Here is an 18,558-nt window from a genome sequence, read left to right as displayed (position 1 = left end):
AACTCGCTGTAAGGATAGACAAAGTGAGTAGATCCACTAATAAAAAAAAACGGGCACCTTCTTCAAGGAAATTTGCCTATTTTACGTAAACAGCTATTAGAATCCCATTCATTGACATTCAAAAAAATAAAAATTTTTTCACAGAATCGATGTTATTTATTAGTATAATAGATGCGGGAGGAAAGAACTGAATTTGATTTTTTGGAGGCATTATGAAGACAATTCTTTCTTTAGTCATTCCGGTCATCGTATTTTCTTGTTTGTTTTATATGATTCCTTTATCCATGAGTAAACGCCATAAACGTTATATGGTGATAGCAAGTATTTTTTGTTTCTTGATTGCCAAGGTAGCGTTCATGATTTTTCCGTATGGAATCGCCGCGGCGATCACACTCTTATTTATTTTATGCTTAACCATTCTTTTATATCCAAGAGAACAGTGGTTTGAAGACAATCCAGGAATGAATCAGGCTGAAAATTTAGAGCCAAAGTTTGACTACGATGATTTGAGAGAAAAAGCAGCGATGGCAGAAAATATAGACATACCTATCCAACCAAATGCTGGATTTGAAGAAGGTCGTCCAAATTTTTTACGTGATGAAATAACGGCTCCCCCAATGGAAACGGAATATGATGTTTCAACGATTACGGCTTTAAATGAGGATGAAAGCATGCAAGAAATGTATCAAAAACGGTTTGAAGCATTTGAAGAGGAAGCAAATCCCTCGCAACAAAATGAGTCTTCATTTGAAGACATACTGGCTCGGCGCACAAATAAAACGGATGAAAAAGGTGATCCGTCATGAACAGAACAAACATGGTTCGATTTTTCGCTATTTTACTAATTTCGACCGTTGTTCTAATGGCTCTTTCCAAAATCACTACTTTGGCGGTTTCTTCCTTTTCAAAAAAAGAGCCTGTTTTTTCAGAAGGTACTTATATTGGTCCAATGAATATCGCCTCTTTGAATAAAGAAGAAGCAGAATCGAAAATAACAGAAAAAGTGTTGGATTGGCAAAAAAAATCGCAAGTAACGTTTTCTTTTTTTAATAAAACGATTCCCATTCCGATGAGTGTTGTACATTTTAAGATCCATGCCTCTCTTGATGCCAGTCTAGATGGTGCAAGAAATGTATTGTATACAGAAGTGGATGAACAACCCCTTAAAACGATTTTATTCAATCGATTGGAAAACCCTGAATTAGTCAATTTAGTGGATTTAGAGAAGTTGAAGCAGCTATTGAAGGAAAAAGCTAGTCGTCTAGATTCTTCACAGCAAACAGAAGATTTAGTTCAGTATTTGAAAACGTCCCATAATAAACCGGAAATCATCGCCTCAAAAAGGATCGTCGTCAATGATCCAGCTGACATAGAGGACTGGATGGCGACCAACTCCACCATGACGCTTAAACCAAAGAAAATCTTTTCATTGAATGATTACATCCAAAATCTGGACAATAGAGACGTTTCCTTTTTCATCCATTGTGCTTCTGCCATCTATCAATTAGCGCTGCCAACGAATTTACAAATCGTAGAAAGACATATTAGCGATACTTTGCCAGATGGAATCGAATTAGGTTTTGAGGCAAGAGTAGACGGTTCAAATGCTGATTTAAAAATCTATAATCCAAATCATACAGCGTTTGTCATCAAAAGTGAGAAAATATCGAATCACGTATTGAAGCTCAGTTTAATCGGCCCAACCGATCCTTTTACTTACAAATTGGTGAAGAAAAACGTAAAAGCGTATGCACCGAGAAAAATCATACAATACCGCCCGTTAGCAGAAAAAGCGGTCAATCGAAATGGCAAATTCGGGTATTCGGTGGAACTTTATAAAGAAGTGGCATTGGATCATATGGTATTCTATGAATCTCTTGTATCCAAAGATTTTTATTTGCCGACCCCAAAAATCGTCGTGAAAAACTTGGAACAACCGGAAAGTACAACAACGACAGATAGCACATCTAGCACAGAGAATGGTACAACAGGACATTCGTCATACAACGGAACCGACAATACTTCACAAAATACATCAACAGGGAATACATCGAATAACCAATTTCAAACCGATAATAATAGCAGTTCACCCAATAACAGATCCTATACACAGAATCCATCTTCTTCACAAAATACGAATAAGAGCAATGTCAATTCAGCCAATCATAATCAATAAAAGAAGAGGCCAAAAAACCATCCATTTGGACGATGAACAGTCTAATGGATGGTTTTTCATTATTTATAGATGACATCTCCTTCTTCAACCGTCACAATTTTATTATCGCTACTGCCATCATTTTGAGAGTCTACTGGTTGGTTTAGAACATAGATTGTCCCTTCTGGTTGATTGTCGCAACTACTTTTATTGTAATTGACGTCAGCGTTTGTCCTGATATTTTCTGCTTTTCCATGTACACAAACTTTTCCGCCGAACGGCCAGTCTGAGACCGTTAAAAACCTATCAGAATATAGGTTGCCATTCACAGTCAGAGTAGAGCCAGGACCAATTGTTGCACTTGACAAATACATGCTTCCATCTACTTCCATTTTTGAATACCAAAATAGTTGAAGATATTTTACATATAAGTTTGAGGAAAATAATAACCTAGAATTGGATGCGTATAATTCGTTCACGCTTGCATTTCCCCCAACGGTTACGCTTGAATTCAGGGAAGCGTTTATCTCATTTTGAGCATACATAGCGTTTCCAATCTGTAAATTTCCTGTAAATAATAAAACATCGTCATTAAATAATGCGCTATTCCCCATTTTCAACTTCAAATTTAGAGGTATATAAAGATCATTTTGAAATATTGCATCATGAGATACATCAATATTTCTTAACAAAAAGCTGTAAAATGGGAAGTTATAATTTCCTATATAATGAGATTGTAAGTTGATATTATAATTAATTCTAAAGCTCTCGTTGCCGAAATTCAAAAAACTCGGATCTTTCAGTACGTCAAAATCGCTTATATTCGTAAAAATTTTTTTGGATCCTGAATTGTCGTTGGAACGAAAAGTGACAGTATAAGTCTTTTGCAAATTTTTTTTTGTTTACCGTCATAAAGGCCGTAGCTATCAACGGTTATCGTGATGACGCTATCGTTATTCTTCTTAACAGTGGCTGTATGGACATTGAGTTGATAGGCGACGTGGTCATTAAGAGAAATTGGATTCGTTGGTGTGCTATTTTGTACTTCATTTTGAAGCTCATCTGTTGAATGAAACTCTTTTTTATCCATGATTTGGTCAAACATCTTTTCAAATAATGTCATCCCCATTTCAGCTGCATGTTTTGTTTGCATATTTTCTTCAGATAGAGTGGCTTGTTTCGCTGATTGAATGATAAACGGAAAAAGAGTGATCACAAAGATCATCGTTAATGTAAGAACGAGCAAGACAATGATGAGCACTTGACCATCGTTTTTCTTAATCAAAGGTGGGCCCTCCTAATGAATACGTTCAAGCGTTGTTTCCACTTTCACTTGTTGATTGGAATGATTTCGATCTTGGACATGCAAAAGAATAGGAATCGGTGCTGCTGTTTGCAAAGTGATGGAACCTCCTGGCTGAAGTTCATTAGAATTTATGGTGATTTCATAATGATTTTGATCGTATGTGTATGTGTGATCGTTCGCTGCAATGGTTAATTTTTGGCTATCGCTGCTAAGACTAATCGTCATTTCATCTTGTTTTTCGCTCAGTTGATTTAAGTTGGATAAAATGATATTGGCCTCTTGTTGAAGCCTCGATTGCGCCATATTGTTTTTATAAATGTTTATGGCTGAAAACAATGCTGCGAAAGCAATCGCAATCACGATGCTGCTCAGCGTAATGGCTGCCAACAATTCAATTAATGTGACCCCTTTTTGATCATTCCATTGTTTTCTTTTCATGACGATGCCTCTTCTAAATATACAAATGTTTTCGCAAGGATTTTCTTACTGTTTGCCTCTATCACAGAGATTTGAACGGGAAGTAATTGCGCTTGATTGGCCTCTGGTGTGCTTTTCAACAGTGTTGCCTTGACTTCAAAGGGAGATTGATTGAGATTGTAGGCGCTGATATCCACTTCATCCCCTTCTTTCGCATTTTTTGGAACTGTTGCTTGATTGGAACGCAATGTAGAAACAGCTTTTTTGGCTAGATGAATGGCCTGTAATTTTTCACGATTTGACGTATTATAGGCAGTAGATTGAACGTAAACGCCAAACAGGCAAGTAAAAATAATTAATAATAATGTCGTTGCCGCCAGCACCTCAATTAAAGTAAATCCTTGTTCATCGTTTTGTCGACATTGAAACATTTGCCACATTCCTTTTCGCAATATGGTATTAAAAGTTCTCATTCTATTTTATAATGAATGGGAAAAAACTACTATAATTGTTTGAAAGTAGGGTTTTGAAATGGAACGAAAACGACTGGGCGATTTATTATTGGAAGCGGGAGTTATTACAGAAGAACAATTACAAGAAGCACTCAAAAAGAAGAAAAGTAGACAAAAATTGGGCGATGTACTAGTCAGCTTAGGTTATTTGAATGAACAGCAATTAATCGAAGTATTGGAGTTCCAGCTTGGGATTCCGCACGTAAAATTACAATCTATACCGATTGATACCACTCTATTAAAATTCATTCCGAAAGAATTTGCTTTGAAAAATTTAGTCTTTCCAATTGAGAAAAAAGATCGCGAGCTAACAGTGGCGATGTATGATCCATTAGACTTTTACACGATTGATGATTTAACGCTGTCCACTGGACTGCAAATTCGACCCGTGATTGCCACGAGAGAAGATATTATTTCATCGATTTATAAATATTACAATGGAACGGATCAGTTGAATGAAACCGCTGCGGCGAGCACCAATGTATCAGAGGCAGCGGAGGAGTCCGTCGTTGCTTTAGTCAATGACATTCTGGAAGCGGGCATTCAATTAAAAGCGAGCGATATTCATATCGATGTTCAAGAATCGAAATTGATCGTTCGTTTCCGTATTGATGGCCTATTAAGGACGGAAAGGATTTTATCAAAGTCTATACATTCTGCATTAATCGCAAGAATGAAAATATTAGGAAATATGGATATTACGGAGAACCGACTGCCGCAAGACGGAAGAATGAAACTTCCAAAGTATAAAATGATCGATATGCGCATTTCCATTTTGCCAACCATTTATGGAGAAAAAGTGGTGATTCGTCTACTGGATCTACAGAATATTCGAAAAGATATCACAGAGGTCGGATTTAATAAAATCAACTTACAACAATTTCAAAAGTTGATTGAAAAACCTTCCGGACTTGTGATTATTACGGGCCCAACCGGTTCAGGCAAAACATCGACGTTATATGCTGCTTTAAACCATTTAAACACGGAAGAGGTGAACATTGTCACGATTGAAGACCCAGTTGAGTACGAACTAGAAGGCATTAATCAAGTGCAAGTCAATCCATCGATCGGTCTTGATTTTTCTACAGGATTGCGCGCAATTTTAAGGCAGGATCCGAATATTATCATGGTGGGGGAAATGCGAGATAAAGAGACGGTTGAAATTGCTATTCGTTCAGCGTTAACGGGACATCTTGTTTTCAGCACGATGCACACGAACAGTTCCATCGCCACCATCCCGCGTCTGAATGATATGGGTGTGGAATCCTATTTAGTCGTCTCTGCTTTACAAGGAGTTTTATCCCAAAGACTTGTCCGCAAAATTTGTCCAGATTGCCGAGAAGCCTATGAACCAAGTGAAATGGAAAAAGAGCTCTTTCAAAAACGAGGGCTTCAAATTGAAAAACTTTTTCATGGCAAAGGCTGCATCCATTGTCATCAAACAGGCTATAAGGGGCGTCTGGCCATTCATGAATTGTTCATCTTAGATGACGAGATTAGACAATTGCTTTATAACCAAAAGAGCATGCAAGAAGTGGAGAAAGCTTGCTTGAAAAAAGGGATGCTCTTCTTGCTGGATGACGGTCTTTTAAAAGCAAAGTCAGGGTTGACGACTGTTCGTGAAGTTTTGCAAGCAACCATGAACTAATGAAAAGCAATATGGTATGAAAGGAAAGGGAAAGGGACTTGAAACAACAACTAGAAAATTTGTTAAGATCTGCTTTTGAGCTGGGTGCTTCGGATATTCATTTAACCGTTGGGGTTCCGCCTGTAATGAGAATCAATGGCGAACTCAAAAAACAAGGGGAGACGACACTGAAACCAGAGGATACGGAAAACATGGCCAAAGCGATTATTCCTGATTCGATGTGGGAAAGGTTCAAAAAACAAGGAGAGTTGGATTTTTCCTATGGAATTCCAGGGGTATCTCGTTTTCGTGTCAATGCTTATCATCAACGTTCCTGTGTCGGTTTAGCCATTCGTGTCATTCCGAGAGACATTCCAACATTTGAAGAGCTGAGACTTCCAGCTGTGTTTCGGGATTTTGCCTTATTGCCTCAAGGACTTGTATTGGTGACGGGTCCAACCGGAAGCGGTAAATCGACCACTTTGGCGGCTATGATTGATGAGATGAATCGTACGGTCAAAAAACATATTATTACATTGGAAGATCCGATCGAATATTTGCATAAACACGGGACATGCATTATTAATCAAAGAGAGGTCGGTTTTGATACTGGATCTTTTGCAAGCGCGTTGCGAGCCTGTCTCCGACAAGATCCCGATGTGATATTAGTAGGAGAAATGCGCGATCTTGAAACGATTTCGACTGCGATCACAGCAGCTGAAACAGGCCATTTAGTCTTGGCGACGCTGCATACAACCGATGCACCGACGACGATTGATCGAATCATTGATGTTTTTCCTCCGGGCCAGCAAGGACAAGTTAGAATCCAGCTGGCGTCAGAGCTGAAAGCCATTATTTCTCAGCGTTTATTTCGTAATCAAAAAAGCAATGGGCGAATCGCCGCTTTTGAAATTTTAATTAATAATCCGGCTGTACGAAATTTAATCCGCAATGAGAAAATTCATCAAATTAGAAGTGTTATGCAGACAAGCAAACATATTGGCATGCAGACGATGCAAATGTCTGTTCAATCGTTGCTGAATCAAAATCTTATTTCATTGGAAGATGCCAAACCTTATATGATAGATGGTGGTTATTGATGGCGGTTTTTCAGTATAGCGGCCGTAATCGCAAAGGGGAAAAAGTGAAAGGAACGGTGAAAGCAGATACTCGCAGCAAAGCGGTGCAAAAGTTGAAAGAAAAAGGAATTGCTGTTGCCGCGCTGGAAGAGATGACCGGTCTGCTTTACCGTGAAATCCATATTCTCTCCAAAAAGGTCAAATACAAAGATTTAGTGATTTATATTCGTCAATTTGCGACGCTTATAAAAGCAGGGATCAGTGTTGTGGAAGCAACGAAAATTTTATCAGAACAAACAGATAATCGTCTGTTGAAAGAGGCTCTTGTCGAGGTTGAAGAAGAGATTCGTTCGGGTATCGCTTATTCTGAGGCTACCCAAAAATTTCCAAATATTTTTCCGCCCATTTTTATAAATATGGTGAAAGCAGGAGAAGTCAGTGGGCAGTTGGATGAAATTTTAGACCGGCTGGCGACTTATTTCGAAAAACAATACGAAACAAGGCAAAAAGTGAAATCGGCCATGGCTTATCCGTTGGTGATTCTCTTCATTGCTATTATGGTAGTCTTTTTTATGTTTATTTATGTTGTGCCCATGTTTGAAGACATGTTTGCTTCTCTTGGTGCCAATCTGCCGTTGATAACTAGATTGATGCTTATGATCAGTCACGTTTTAACGTCTTACGGTTGGCTTATTGTATTGATTGTGATGGCGTGCTCGCTTTTATTCTGGCTATGGATGCGTTCACCGAGAGGCAATTATTTGCTTGATTATATGAAACTTAAAATTCCTGTGTTCGGTAAAATCATTCAAAAATCGGCGCTTGCTCGGATGGCGAGAACATTAAGTTCATTGTTTTCCGCTTCAGTCCCGATTCTTGATTCATTAACCATTGTTGAACGTATAGTGGACAATCAAGTCATCATCAATGTGCTCAACAAATCGAAAGAATCATTGGAAGAAGGAAAATCAATGGCTGAGCCGATGATTGGACATTGGGCTTTTCCGCCTTTTGTTACAAGAATGATTATTTTAGGGGAAAGCTCCGGGACGTTAGATTTTATGTTGGAAAAAGTGGCGGATTTTTATGAATCGGAAGTTGAACAAGCAACTGAACAAGTGAAAACATTAATCGAGCCGATGCTCATTGTGTTTTTGGCGGTCGCGGTTGGCATCATCATTTTATCCATTTACGTCCCGATTTTTCGCATTTATCAAGGTTTTTAAAAGAGTAAGTGATAGAGAGACTATTAATAGAAAATTCATACTTTTTTCACGGAAAAATTTAGTGACTTTCTACCTAAAAATCGTATAATAGAGTTGTAAACTTTCGGAATTTGGAGTGATGAAGAGTCATTTGTATCTGGGCACTTGAATGACTTGGAGCGAGTAGTGCAACCTCCCATTTTCTGTTTTCCTAATAAAAATAGTATTTGAGAGGAGTTGGGGGCAATCGTTTAAACATGAAATGATGGCTCAATTTTCTAGTGTTCATTGATCGTTAGAAGAATTATTAGGAAAGAAAGAGGGAGTGTAATGAAAAAATTGCAAACTGTCGTGAAGAATCAAAAAGGTATGACGCTGATTGAATTATTGGCTGTTGTTGTCATTCTTGCCATTATCGCAGCGGTGGCTGTACCAAGCGTCGGAAAAATTATCGATAACAGCAGAGCCGATTCGAATCGATCCAATGCCTTGTTAATTATTAATGCAGCTAAACTGGCGATTGCCGATGATGAAAACAGTACAGTATCATCGAAAATAAAAAGTGCAGACGGCGCCAATCTTCAAACCTTGGTTAATGGTGGATATTTAGATGCGATTCCAAAAGATCCATATGATAAATCGAAAACGTATTCTAGAAACAGCATCGTGAAAAAAGATAGTACGGGCTACTACGTTAAATTAATCACAAGTAAAGGTACTTTTGCAGGATATGAAAAAGATATTAACTCTGGTAAATTTAATGCGCAATGACAAGTTTTAGGTCTGGATGATATTCCAGACCGTTCCTTATTCCATTGCCTTTACGCTGTTGGTAATTTTCATTCTATGACACGATGTAAAGAAAGTCTCTCTCTTAAGTGATGATAGTTTTAGCAATGATCATGGCGTTTTTCGCTTAAGTGAGTATTTGCTATCACAAGGAATGAGAGGATCGAGAATGAATACGTTTTGGACTGTTTATTTTGCCGTAATAGGTCTTGTGTTCGGTTCGTTTTTTAATGTTGTGGGGCTTCGCGTGCCAAACCATGAATCGATCGTTTTTCCAAGCTCACATTGTCCTTATTGCCATCATAAACTGCGTTGGTTTGAAAATATTCCTTTGTTTTCTTTTTTCTTTCTCAAAGGCAAATGCCGGTCGTGCAAAAGAAAAATTTCATGGATCTATCCTATTTTTGAAGCTGTCACGGGTGTGCTCTTTGCTTTTTCTTTTTATCAATTTGGCTGGAGTATGAATCTGGTGATGGCTTGTTTGTTTACATCCTTGCTCGTCATCATTACCGTTTCGGATTTAGCTTATATGGTGATTCCTGATAAGATTTTGCTGCCGTTTATGATTCTTTTTATCGTCATTCGACTCCTTTCGCCAACCGTACCGTGGTGGAGTTCATGGGCGGGTGCCGTGATTGGATTTGGACTTCTTTTTCTCATCGCGGTTGTGACAAACGGGGCAATGGGCGGAGGAGATATTAAGCTGTACTTTGTCATCGGGTTGATTTTAGGATTAGAAAAGACTCTATTGTCATTTTTTCTGGCTTGCTTGTTTGGATCGTTATTCGGATTGATTCTCCTGTTCAAAGGAAAATTTAAGAAAGGAAAACCGGTTCCTTTTGGCCCGTTTATAGCTGCCGGTGCCATTCTTGCCTTTTTTTATGGACAAGATATGATAGATTTCTACATAAGAACCATGTGGAGTTAAGGAGATCAGGAAATGAAGTCCTATACATATGGCAAACGAAAGAAATTACAAATGATCATAACGGATGATTATTTGCGTTTACTGGTGACAAAAAAAAATACCATTCTCTCATTCAATCAAAAAGCATTGCCGGACGGATTGATATCGGGTGGAATGATTGAGGATGAAGATAGCTTGCTTTTAATGATTGAGGAACAATTAAGTGAATATGGCGCCAAAAAGCTGCCTACATTTCTTTGTATTCCGGATGGCCACACTTTTTTGCGAAAAGTTGCCATTCCTGAAGATGTTCCGAGTGATGAAATCAAAGGATATCTTTATATGGCGGCCAATGATTCCATTCCGCTTCCTTTTGAAGATCCGATTATTGAAACGGTAGAATGGCAAGATGAGAGTGAAAATGGCCGAGAAGCATTGATGATTGCAGCGCGGGAGGCGATTGTGAACCAGTATGTCGGTTTATTGGAAAAACTAAAATTAAAGCCGAGAGTTATGGATTTATCGCTTTTATCGTTGTATCGTCTGTATTACCATTTGAATCGGGTTCGTCCGGATGACCGTATTTTATTGTTGCAAATCCATTATTCGTATATTCAAGTATCGATTTTTGAACAACATCAGCCGATTTATGTTCACTATGTAAACTTGCCTGCAAATAGAGAAGCGTATATCAACCGCTCACATATGGATTATGAATATTATATGCCGGAAGGAATTGAAGATTTACTCGGTGAATATATTCGCACGATCGTTCAGGAAATAAGCCGATTGCAAAACTTTTACGAATTCACCATCATGCAAGGGGAAAAGCGATTGAATAAAATCGTCGTAGCGGGGGACCATCCTTATTTACAAACCATTTCCGAAGTTTTGCAAGAGCAAATTGAAATGGAGATCGATGATGCATTGACTGTGCCGTTATTTCAAAATAAAGAAAATATCAATATTCCGCCTGCTTTTTCTGACTGTATTGGACTAGCCCTCCACCCTGCAGAATGAGCATCAGAAGGTGAGTATATGTTAGTAGAAATCAATTTCATTGAAAAAAAGAAAAAACCTTCTTATCTCTTGATTGGCCTTTTTATCTTGCTCGTTCTTTTTATTTTTTTGCTTGTTTTTCTTCTCATCTATGGCCATTCATTGCAAAAACAAGAAGCCGAGCTGCAAGAGAAAGTGGATTTTGCCACAAAGCTGCAAGCTGCGAAAATGAAAGCGAACCATCAAAATCCTGAAGTCGAGTCCTTCCATCAATACGAAACGGCTGTGAAATGGGCACAAAATCAACCCATTGAAACGACGAAAATATTGAAAGAACTCACGGAAAAGCTGCCGGAAAGAGGATATTTGTTGCTATTTTCACTGACAGATGATCAAGAAGCGGATATGATCGTTCAATTTGATACAAAAAGCGAGATTGCTTATTATTTGAAACGACTCAATGAAATATCATGGATCAAGAAAGCGACGTTAAAGAGTTTTGGCGTTCCGCCTCAAACAAATGATACAACCGGCAGCGTGAACGGTTATACAACCGATAATGCAACAGACAACACCGCTATTGATCCAACAACGTTGCCGCGCTATCAAGCGGAGTATGTTTTACAGCTTGAAACGAGTAAATTAAAGATCGATACAGAAAAGGATGAGTAGGCATGAGCAAACGAGTGAAAATGTTGATCCCGTTAATTCTTGTGTTCCTTTTCTGTTTTTTAGACATTTTTTATTATTGGAAAGCAATCGTCCCTGCCAAAAAACAGATTGCTGCCCTTTCTTCGCAAATGGCTCATGTCAATAATTCATCGGAAAAGGTTCAATCTGAAAAACAATTATCAGCAGACGATTTGAAAAAGGTCTATCAATGGCAGACAGCGCTTCCTTGGAACGATTCTGTCGACCAATTTATTTTGGATTTGCAAAAGGCTGAAGCATCATCAGGCTGTACCATTATTCAATACGCTCTTGCGGAAGACTCTGACTCATCAACTGATGCTGATGATGGTACGAATCAAGCGGATCAAATGGATCAAATGACTGGAACAAACTCAAATTCCAATGCGACTAGTTTCAATACGGGTGAAACGACGAGTACAACTGCACAAAATAACGATACGAAATCATCCAAAACGGCCAAAACTTCATTGCCGTCGGGGGTAAAACAAGAAAAAGTCAATTTAGTCGTACAAGCGTCAACGTATCCTGAGATTTATCAGTTTTTAAAAAAATTGGAGCAAATGGATCGTGTCAATCGAGTGGAATCGATCCAATTTGTAGGAAACAACGAACCTGTTTCCACAGAGAATGAAGCGAATGCCTTAACGGTTAATATGACGATTTCCGTTTATTATGATTCAACGATTGCCAAAAAGTTAAAACTAACGCCGCCAAGTATCTCGACTCCGGATCCTTCAGGGAAAAGCAATCCATTAGTACCGGTGGCGCCGACCAATCAATCGACGGAAAACAATCAGAACAACAATGGTACTGCTGATCATACGCAAACATCAGAAAACAATCAAAGCCAAACAACAAATGCCGATCAACCTTCGACGAGTGAAAACTCTCCTAATCAATCAAATGAAAAGATCCATCAGTCTCCATGATGGTAAACATGGAGAAGCGAAGGTTTGATGTGTAGAGAAAATACGAATTTTTGTACTGGATGATTAATTTGGGAAGGAAATCGAGTACATGAATTCGTATTCTTTTTGTATGGATGATAAACATTGGAGGCTTTTTTGGGCATATTCATTTTCCGGGTTTTGTTCCAGTTCCTGTTTATAAACGATAAAGGATTTCACCAATGATTCCGTGTAATTCGGCACTTTTCCGGTAAAAGGTTTCACCATTTTTTTAGGAATATTGGCTTGTTCTTTGAAAGCCAGCGCTTTGCGTTCGTGGAAAAAGCCTACATTTCCTTGTTTCGGATGGTGAAGGTCTCCTTGCAGCGGGTGCTTTTCTACCGCTAATATTTGCACGGTATAATGTTCCGGTCGTTCGTCCGTAATTTTTCCGATATATTTTCCTGTTTTGTAAATGGCGGTTACCACATCTCCTATATCCATGATTCGTTCCTCCTGAAAAGTCTTTTTCATAAACATAACACAAAAAGAATGGAACGGGAAAAGAACTTTTTAGTCGGGAAGCTCCAGCCGAAGTTGCGATGTGGAAATTTCATCCGCAATAAGGTAAAGTAAGAGAGATAATAAAACGGAAGGAGAAAATTTATGACATTTCCGCAATTAACCAATCAAGTAGCAGAAAATGAGATCGTTGTTGAAATGAAGACCAATAAAGGCAGCATTAAAATCAAGCTGTTTCCGGAATACGCGCCGAAAACTGTGGAAAATTTTATTACTCACAGCAAAAACGGCTATTACAACGGATTAATTTTTCATCGTGTGATTCGCGATTTTATGATTCAAGGCGGCGATCCGAAAGGAAATGGAACAGGTGGAGAGAGCATTTACGGAAAGCCATTTGAAGATGAATTCTCGCCGAATTTGTTTAACATTCGAGGAGCGCTCTCGATGGCCAATGCGGGGCCAAACACAAATGGAAGCCAGTTTTTTATTGTCCAAAATCAAAACATCGATCCTGGTTTTCGGGAACAAATGGAAAAAGCCGGGTATCCGAAAGAAATTATTGACGTTTATATGGAGAAAGGTGGAACGCCTTGGCTTGACTTCCGCCACACTGTCTTTGGACAAGTGTTGGAAGGAATGGACGTTGTAGATGAAATCGCCAACGTGGAAACAGATCAACAAGATCGTCCTTTGGAAGATGTGATTATTGAAACGATATTGGTGGCCGAATAAATGAAAGTCCTCCGCTGGATGCTTCAATCCGGCGGAGGAACGATGGATTTCGAACATGATGATTTAAAGGTAGAGTGTAAGAAATCAGAATTTTAGGAACAAAATGTTTGATGTGACTGCTGTTTTCTCGTATTTGAATCGAGAATGGACGAAGGGGATAGAAGTTGGAATGGTGAAGAGAAATAGGGAGCTCATTACTATTAAGGGGGCTGTTTTGTTTTGATCGCTTTCATATTAGGTTTGTTTTTGTATTTTCCGGAAGATAAATCGGAGTATATTCCGGCGGCTATATCTATGACCATTTTTTTTATTTTGGCAGTGATCGCCTTCCTGTTGATTAAAAAAATCTCCAAAAAAGAAGAGGAAAAAACAAGGGAATTAGAAGAGCAAATTAATAAACAGAGACGCCATTTAAGGAAATAAGCTCATTATTTTAAATTGGCGAATTTATGTATCCAAACCATTGGGCGCCGGTTCAGATGACCGGCGCTTTCGTCCATTTACGGCAATGTGCTGCATGAAGGGAATTAGTTTTCCGAAAACGCAGCTTTCATTCGCTTCAAACCTTCCTCGACTAAGGAGCGCGGGCAGCCGACATTCATACGGACAAACCCTTCTCCGCCTGGTCCGTATTTAGGGCCGGACTCTAAAGCAAGTTTTCCTTTGAATAATAGCCGCTCTTTTATTTCTTGATCCGTTAAGCCGGTTTCTCGGCAATCAATCCAAATAAGGTATCCGCCTTGCGGTTCCATTACTCTTAATGATGGGATTTCTTTTTCAATAAACTGCTTCACAAGCTCCACGTTTCCACGAATATACGAAATCGCTTCATCCAACCACTTTTCCCCGTAACGATAAGCAGCTTCCATCGCTGCCATTCCCATCATATTCAGCTGGAAAAAGCCTTGACGTTTTTGAACGCGGGATAATTGATTCCGAATTTTTGGGTTTGGCACAATGATACAGGAAGCTTGAAGTCCTGCTAAATTGAAAGTCTTGCTTGGTGCGATGCAAGTAATGACAAATTCGCGGTATTCTTCTTTTATGGAAGCGATGGGGATATGTTTGTTTGGGAGTGCCGTCAAATCACTATGGATTTCGTCAGAGACGATCCATACTTGGTAAGTTTGACAGAGATCCGCTATTTTGGTTAATTCTTCTTTTGTCCATACCCTTCCGCCGGGGTTGTGAGGACTGCACAGTAAAAATAATTTAATATTTCTAGTTTTTAATAACTGTTCAAACTCATCAAAGTCGATCTCGTATTGATTGCCCTTTAAGACAAGCGGGCAATAGGCCACTTTGCGGTTATTTGCTTTTACCATGTTGAAAAACGGCGGGTAAATGGGCGGCTGCACTAGCACTTCGTCACCTTCCTCCGTCAACGCTTGAATGGCTAAACTGATGGAAGGAACTACGCCCGGGCTGAAAAGCAGCCATTCTCTTTGAACGGGAAAATGATGACGCTTCTCCATCCATTGGCAAACAGCTTCGATGGCAGAGTCCGGCATGGTCGTATAACCAAAAACGCCATGTTCGATTTTTTTCTTCAGAGCCTCGATCACTTCTTGCGGGGCGCGGAAGTCCATGTCTGCTACCCACATAGGCAACGCTTCTTCGGTTCCGAATATCGTTTTGATTTGGTCCCATTTTACCGAGGAAGTTCCTTTTCGGCTGATGATTTCGTCAAATTGCACCATTCCATATTTCCTCCTAGTGTTTGATTTCTCTACTCCATGGTAAAATAAGAAGCAAAAATGGTAAAACAAAAGGTGATGCAACTTGAATCCAATCGCTAAAACGAATCTGCAGCTGGCAGATATTTTAATGGGCTGGGATCCATTCTGCATTGGAGCAGGTCAATATGATACGGAAATGGCGGATATTATCCAAGCGGTTCATGAAACGGATAACCTTGAATCTCTTGTGCGAAAAATTCGTGCCATCTTTGAACTTTCATTTGAAGAACTTCTTCCGCGTGAAGAAATTGAACCAATAGCAAGCGCTTTGTTAGCCGTCAAAGAAAATTCTTCGTGCGATCTCCCTTTTCAACGCTGACAAATTCGTTCAAGTGCCGGCAGATCTCTTCCGGATTTTCTTCCGGTAAAAGATGTCCGGCTTTTTCGATCATAACGAGACGACTGTTCGGCAAATCTTGAGCTAACCGTTTGCCGATATGGAAAGGAACGATCTTGTCAAATTCCCCGTGAATTAAAAGAGAAGGGGTTTGTATGTTTTGAATTTCTATGGAAGAAAGATCGCCTTCCCTATGGCGCAGAAATCGGATCAGTCCGTGGAAAATATCCTCAGAAAGAAATGGTTCCATATAGCCTGCCACCATTTCTTGATTAATTTTTTCATGTTCATAGACAGCTGACCGCAAATTTCCCTCCACCCCCGTTTTTTCCAGCAAGCGTTTTACCAATCGATGGGCAAATGGCAGATAACTGGCCAAAATCAGAGATTGTTTGAACCTCGGAATATAAGCAGAGCCATTGATGAGTATGATTTTTTCCGCCGCATCCGGCTTTTGTTTCAGCATATTCAAAATCAACTGTCCTCCCATGGAATGACCCACGAGCACGACGGATTCGAATTGGAAAGAACGAAGCAGCCGGAGAATGGAGACGGCAATATTTTCGTACGAGTAAAGAAATGCCTTTGATTTTTTGCTTTTTCCAAACGGCGGCCAGTCAATCAAAAGAAGTGCATAATCTGTTTTTAATAAAGGAATCAGTTTGCGAAAACTAAAAGAGGAAGAAAGAAAGCCGTGCAAAAAGACGAGCGTGTATTTGGCTGCACTATTTGGAATATAGCGGTAATATAAGCAAGAATCGTCTATTTTGATTGAAACTCTTTCTTTTTGATTGAACAATGTTGGTTCCCCCTAGTTGATGGAAATCCGTGAGAAACTTTTCTTGATTAAATGGAACTCTCTTCTTTATTTTCTCCTAAATTTGTTATAATAAAGTAGTCTTAATATTTCAAAAATGGGGGAGAATCATGGAGCTCAACGAGAAAGAACTGGAGATATTGGCGATCATGGAAAAGGATGCCAGAACGAGTCTCGAGAACATAGCAAAAATGACACAATTATCTGTCGAGGAAGTTCAAGACGTGATTCAAAAATTAGAAAAAGAAAATATTATCGTCCATTATACAACTTTAGTAAATTGGTCGAAAGTAGATAGCTATCATGGAGTCACCGCCATGATAGATGTGAAAGTCACGCCAAAACGGGGAGTAGGTTTCGATGCCGTGGCTGAGCGCATTTATCGGTTTAAAGAAGTGAAATCCGTTTATTTAATGAGCGGCGCTTACGATTTGTCCGTGACGGTGGAAGGCCGTTCGATGAATGAAATTTCCCGCTTTGTTTCGGAAAAACTGTCCACGTTGGATTCGGTCGTTTCGACTACTACACATTTCCAACTGAAAAAATATAAGCATGACGGAATTATTTATGACCAAAACAATGATGATAGAAGAATTGTGGTGTCACCATGAATACAATGAAAAGCTATATAGCCAAATCAGTGGATAAAATTCCTCCGTCTGGGATTCGAAAGTTTTTTGATCTGGCGGCCAATATGGAAGGCGTCGTTTCACTAGGAGTGGGAGAGCCGGACTTTGTTACCTCTTGGTCCGTTAGGGAAGCGGCCATCTCCTCGCTGGAAAGAGGATATACTTCCTATACGGCCAATGCAGGTTTAATCGAACTAAGAAGGGCGATTGCCGATTATATGCGAGAACGGTTTCAAGCAGAATATGATCCGGAACAAGAAATTATCGTGACATCGGGGGGAAGCGAAGCGCTGGATATTGCCCTTCGAACGATTATTGACCCTGGAGACGAAATCGCGGTAGTAGAGCCATGCTTCGTTTCTTACGGACCCCTCGTTCAGCTGGCCGGCGGCAATGTCGTTTCCATAGGCACATTGGCGCAAAATGATTTTAAACTTCAGCCGGAAGAATTGGAACGGGCCATTACACCTAAAACGAAAGCGTTGTTGATCTGTTCTCCGAATAACCCGACCGGAACACAGCTGGCACGGGAAGACTTGATCGCCATTTGTGATATCGTAAAAAAATATGACTTATTGGTGATTGCGGATGAAATCTATGCTGAGCTGGCTTACGATATTCCGCATACCTCTTTTGCAAGCTTGGAAGGGATGAAGGAGCGGACGATATTAATAAACGGATTTTCGAAGGGATTTGCCATGACGGGCTGGAGACTTGGATTTACATGCGCTCCAAAAGAAATTTCCAAAGCGATGTTGAAAGTGCATCAATATACCATGATGTGTGCTTCCACTCCTGCGCAATATGCTGCGATTGAGGCTTTGCAAAACGGAATGGAGTATGTGGAAGAAATGAAAAACGATTATAGAAGAAGACGAAACTTCTTTGTCGAATCTTTAAATGAACTAGGATTGGATTGCCATATGCCGGGCGGTGCTTTTTATGCTTTTCCGTCTATTAAGGGAACGGGGCTTTCATCGGAGCAATTCGCTGAACAGCTTTTGCTTTCGGAAAAAGTGGCCGTTGTTCCCGGACATGTATTCGGCAAAGGCGGAGAAGGATATATTCGTTGTTCTTATGCTTCATCGATCGAACAGCTTCAAGAAGCGATTAAAAGAATGAAACGTTTTCTGGCTTCCCTTTAGATACGCTCCAAAGGCTGAATTCCTTTACCGGGAAATCAGCCTTTCATTTTTGGCAAAA

General features: G+C 39.6%; 22 protein-coding genes and 1 riboswitch. Of the genes, 15 read left to right on the top strand and 7 right to left on the bottom strand.

From position 1 onward, the window contains the following. The first annotated feature begins 212 nt into the window (after positions 1-212). Both N1I87_RS14230 and N1I87_RS14225 read left to right on the top strand, forming a co-directional pair. Positions 213-806 (top strand): hypothetical protein, encoded by a 594-nt coding sequence (locus N1I87_RS14230; RefSeq protein WP_341096447.1) that lies wholly within the window; start codon positions 213-215, stop codon positions 804-806. Beyond that, a complete protein-coding gene (locus tag N1I87_RS14225; protein WP_341102406.1) occupies positions 803-2,176 on the top strand; it encodes a VanW family protein in 1,374 nt (457 codons plus the stop codon). The genes N1I87_RS14230 and N1I87_RS14225 overlap by 4 nt, the downstream gene beginning before the upstream one ends. A 59-nt stretch (positions 2,177-2,235) precedes the next feature. Here N1I87_RS14225 and N1I87_RS14220 read toward each other — a convergent pair whose 3' ends face one another. The 4 genes from N1I87_RS14220 to N1I87_RS14205 are packed head-to-tail and all read right to left on the bottom strand — an operon-like array spanning position 2,236 to position 4,309. Further along, positions 2,236-2,940: a hypothetical protein gene (locus N1I87_RS14220; protein ID WP_341102403.1), complete on the bottom strand. Its 705-nt coding sequence runs from the start codon at positions 2,938-2,940 to the stop codon at positions 2,236-2,238. A 32-nt stretch (positions 2,941-2,972) separates the two neighbouring features. Further along, positions 2,973-3,440 carry a hypothetical protein gene (locus N1I87_RS14215; RefSeq protein ID WP_341102401.1) on the bottom strand — a complete coding sequence of 156 codons (468 nt, stop codon included), beginning with the start codon at positions 3,438-3,440 and terminating at the stop codon, positions 2,973-2,975. A gap of 12 nt (positions 3,441-3,452) precedes the next feature. Further along, positions 3,453-3,899, bottom strand: coding sequence for a PilW family protein (locus N1I87_RS14210; RefSeq protein ID WP_341102399.1), 447 nt, complete (start codon positions 3,897-3,899; stop codon positions 3,453-3,455). Further along, complete coding sequence (locus N1I87_RS14205) at positions 3,896-4,309, bottom strand: type IV pilus modification PilV family protein (RefSeq protein ID WP_341102396.1); 414 nt, start codon at positions 4,307-4,309, stop codon at positions 3,896-3,898. The genes N1I87_RS14210 and N1I87_RS14205 overlap by 4 nt, the downstream gene beginning before the upstream one ends. A gap of 100 nt (positions 4,310-4,409) precedes the next feature. Here N1I87_RS14205 and N1I87_RS14200 point away from each other — a divergent pair, with 100 nt between their 5' ends. The 8 genes from N1I87_RS14200 to N1I87_RS14165 all read left to right on the top strand — a co-directional run bounded on the left by N1I87_RS14200 (position 4,410) and on the right by N1I87_RS14165 (position 12,618). Next, positions 4,410-6,038 carry a GspE/PulE family protein gene (locus N1I87_RS14200; protein ID WP_341102393.1) on the top strand — a complete coding sequence of 543 codons (1,629 nt, stop codon included), beginning with the start codon at positions 4,410-4,412 and terminating at the stop codon, positions 6,036-6,038. Positions 6,039-6,076: 38 nt separating this feature from the next. Next, on the top strand, positions 6,077-7,117 hold the full coding sequence (locus N1I87_RS14195; protein ID WP_341102390.1) for a type IV pilus twitching motility protein PilT: 1,041 nt from the start codon (positions 6,077-6,079) through the stop codon (positions 7,115-7,117). After that, entirely contained in the window at positions 7,117-8,322 is a 1,206-nt protein-coding gene (locus N1I87_RS14190; RefSeq protein ID WP_341102388.1) for a type II secretion system F family protein, read from the top strand. Before N1I87_RS14195 ends, N1I87_RS14190 begins: the two co-directional genes overlap by 1 nt. Positions 8,323-8,425: 103 nt before the next feature. Beyond that, a riboswitch (cyclic di-GMP riboswitch) is annotated at positions 8,426-8,508 on the top strand. Positions 8,509-8,631: 123 nt separating this feature from the next. Beyond that, positions 8,632-9,072 (top strand): type II secretion system protein, encoded by a 441-nt coding sequence (locus tag N1I87_RS14185; protein WP_341102383.1) that lies wholly within the window; start codon positions 8,632-8,634, stop codon positions 9,070-9,072. A 187-nt stretch (positions 9,073-9,259) separates the two neighbouring features. After that, positions 9,260-10,018, top strand: a complete 759-nt coding sequence (locus N1I87_RS14180; protein WP_270583752.1) for a prepilin peptidase — start codon at positions 9,260-9,262, stop codon at positions 10,016-10,018. Between the two features lie 12 nt (positions 10,019-10,030). Next, positions 10,031-11,017 carry a type IV pilus biogenesis protein PilM gene (gene pilM, locus N1I87_RS14175; RefSeq protein WP_341102378.1) on the top strand — a complete coding sequence of 329 codons (987 nt, stop codon included), beginning with the start codon at positions 10,031-10,033 and terminating at the stop codon, positions 11,015-11,017. A gap of 18 nt (positions 11,018-11,035) precedes the next feature. After that, positions 11,036-11,668 (top strand): hypothetical protein, encoded by a 633-nt coding sequence (locus N1I87_RS14170; protein WP_048623903.1) that lies wholly within the window; start codon positions 11,036-11,038, stop codon positions 11,666-11,668. Positions 11,669-11,670: 2 nt separating this feature from the next. Beyond that, positions 11,671-12,618 (top strand): hypothetical protein, encoded by a 948-nt coding sequence (locus N1I87_RS14165; protein WP_341102375.1) that lies wholly within the window; start codon positions 11,671-11,673, stop codon positions 12,616-12,618. 63 nt (positions 12,619-12,681) lie between these two features. Here the strand turns inward: N1I87_RS14165 and N1I87_RS14160 are convergent, their stop codons facing one another. Beyond that, positions 12,682-13,080: a kinase-associated lipoprotein B gene (locus N1I87_RS14160; RefSeq protein ID WP_061778466.1), complete on the bottom strand. Its 399-nt coding sequence runs from the start codon at positions 13,078-13,080 to the stop codon at positions 12,682-12,684. Positions 13,081-13,242: 162 nt separating this feature from the next. On the opposite strand from N1I87_RS14160, the gene N1I87_RS14155 reads away from it, so the two are divergent. Together N1I87_RS14155 and N1I87_RS14150 are read left to right on the top strand one after the other, a co-directional pair. Further along, positions 13,243-13,833 (top strand): peptidylprolyl isomerase, encoded by a 591-nt coding sequence (locus tag N1I87_RS14155; RefSeq protein ID WP_003354310.1) that lies wholly within the window; start codon positions 13,243-13,245, stop codon positions 13,831-13,833. 219 nt (positions 13,834-14,052) lie between these two features. Beyond that, positions 14,053-14,256, top strand: a complete 204-nt coding sequence (locus tag N1I87_RS14150; RefSeq protein ID WP_003354307.1) for a hypothetical protein — start codon at positions 14,053-14,055, stop codon at positions 14,254-14,256. A 104-nt stretch (positions 14,257-14,360) separates the two neighbouring features. Here the strand turns inward: N1I87_RS14150 and N1I87_RS14145 are convergent, their stop codons facing one another. Then, positions 14,361-15,533 carry a MalY/PatB family protein gene (locus N1I87_RS14145; protein WP_341102371.1) on the bottom strand — a complete coding sequence of 391 codons (1,173 nt, stop codon included), beginning with the start codon at positions 15,531-15,533 and terminating at the stop codon, positions 14,361-14,363. 82 nt (positions 15,534-15,615) lie between these two features. Between N1I87_RS14145 and N1I87_RS14140 the strand changes: the two genes are divergently transcribed. Beyond that, entirely contained in the window at positions 15,616-15,891 is a 276-nt protein-coding gene (locus N1I87_RS14140) for a DUF1871 family protein (RefSeq protein ID WP_341102368.1), read from the top strand. Here the strand turns inward: N1I87_RS14140 and N1I87_RS14135 are convergent. Continuing rightward, the gene (locus tag N1I87_RS14135) at positions 15,851-16,708 is read right to left on the bottom strand and encodes an alpha/beta fold hydrolase (protein WP_341102365.1); all 858 of its coding nucleotides are present in this window, start codon (positions 16,706-16,708) and stop codon (positions 15,851-15,853) included. The two genes, N1I87_RS14140 and N1I87_RS14135, sit on opposite strands and share 41 nt — an antisense overlap. Positions 16,709-16,836: 128 nt before the next feature. On the opposite strand from N1I87_RS14135, the gene N1I87_RS14130 reads away from it, so the two are divergent. After that, complete coding sequence (locus N1I87_RS14130) at positions 16,837-17,337, top strand: Lrp/AsnC family transcriptional regulator (RefSeq protein ID WP_003354302.1); 501 nt, start codon at positions 16,837-16,839, stop codon at positions 17,335-17,337. Next, positions 17,334-18,500 (top strand): aminotransferase, encoded by a 1,167-nt coding sequence (locus tag N1I87_RS14125; RefSeq protein WP_003354300.1) that lies wholly within the window; start codon positions 17,334-17,336, stop codon positions 18,498-18,500. The genes N1I87_RS14130 and N1I87_RS14125 overlap by 4 nt, the downstream gene beginning before the upstream one ends. Positions 18,501-18,558: the final 58 nt, after the last annotated feature.

It is taken from the genome of Bacillus sp. FSL W8-0102, assembly GCF_038007225.1.
Classification (GTDB): domain Bacteria; phylum Bacillota; class Bacilli; order Bacillales; family DSM-4216; genus Bacillus_O; species Bacillus_O smithii.
The sequence above is the reverse complement of the archived record's forward strand: the minus strand, read 5'-3'. Positions and strand labels throughout refer to the sequence as shown.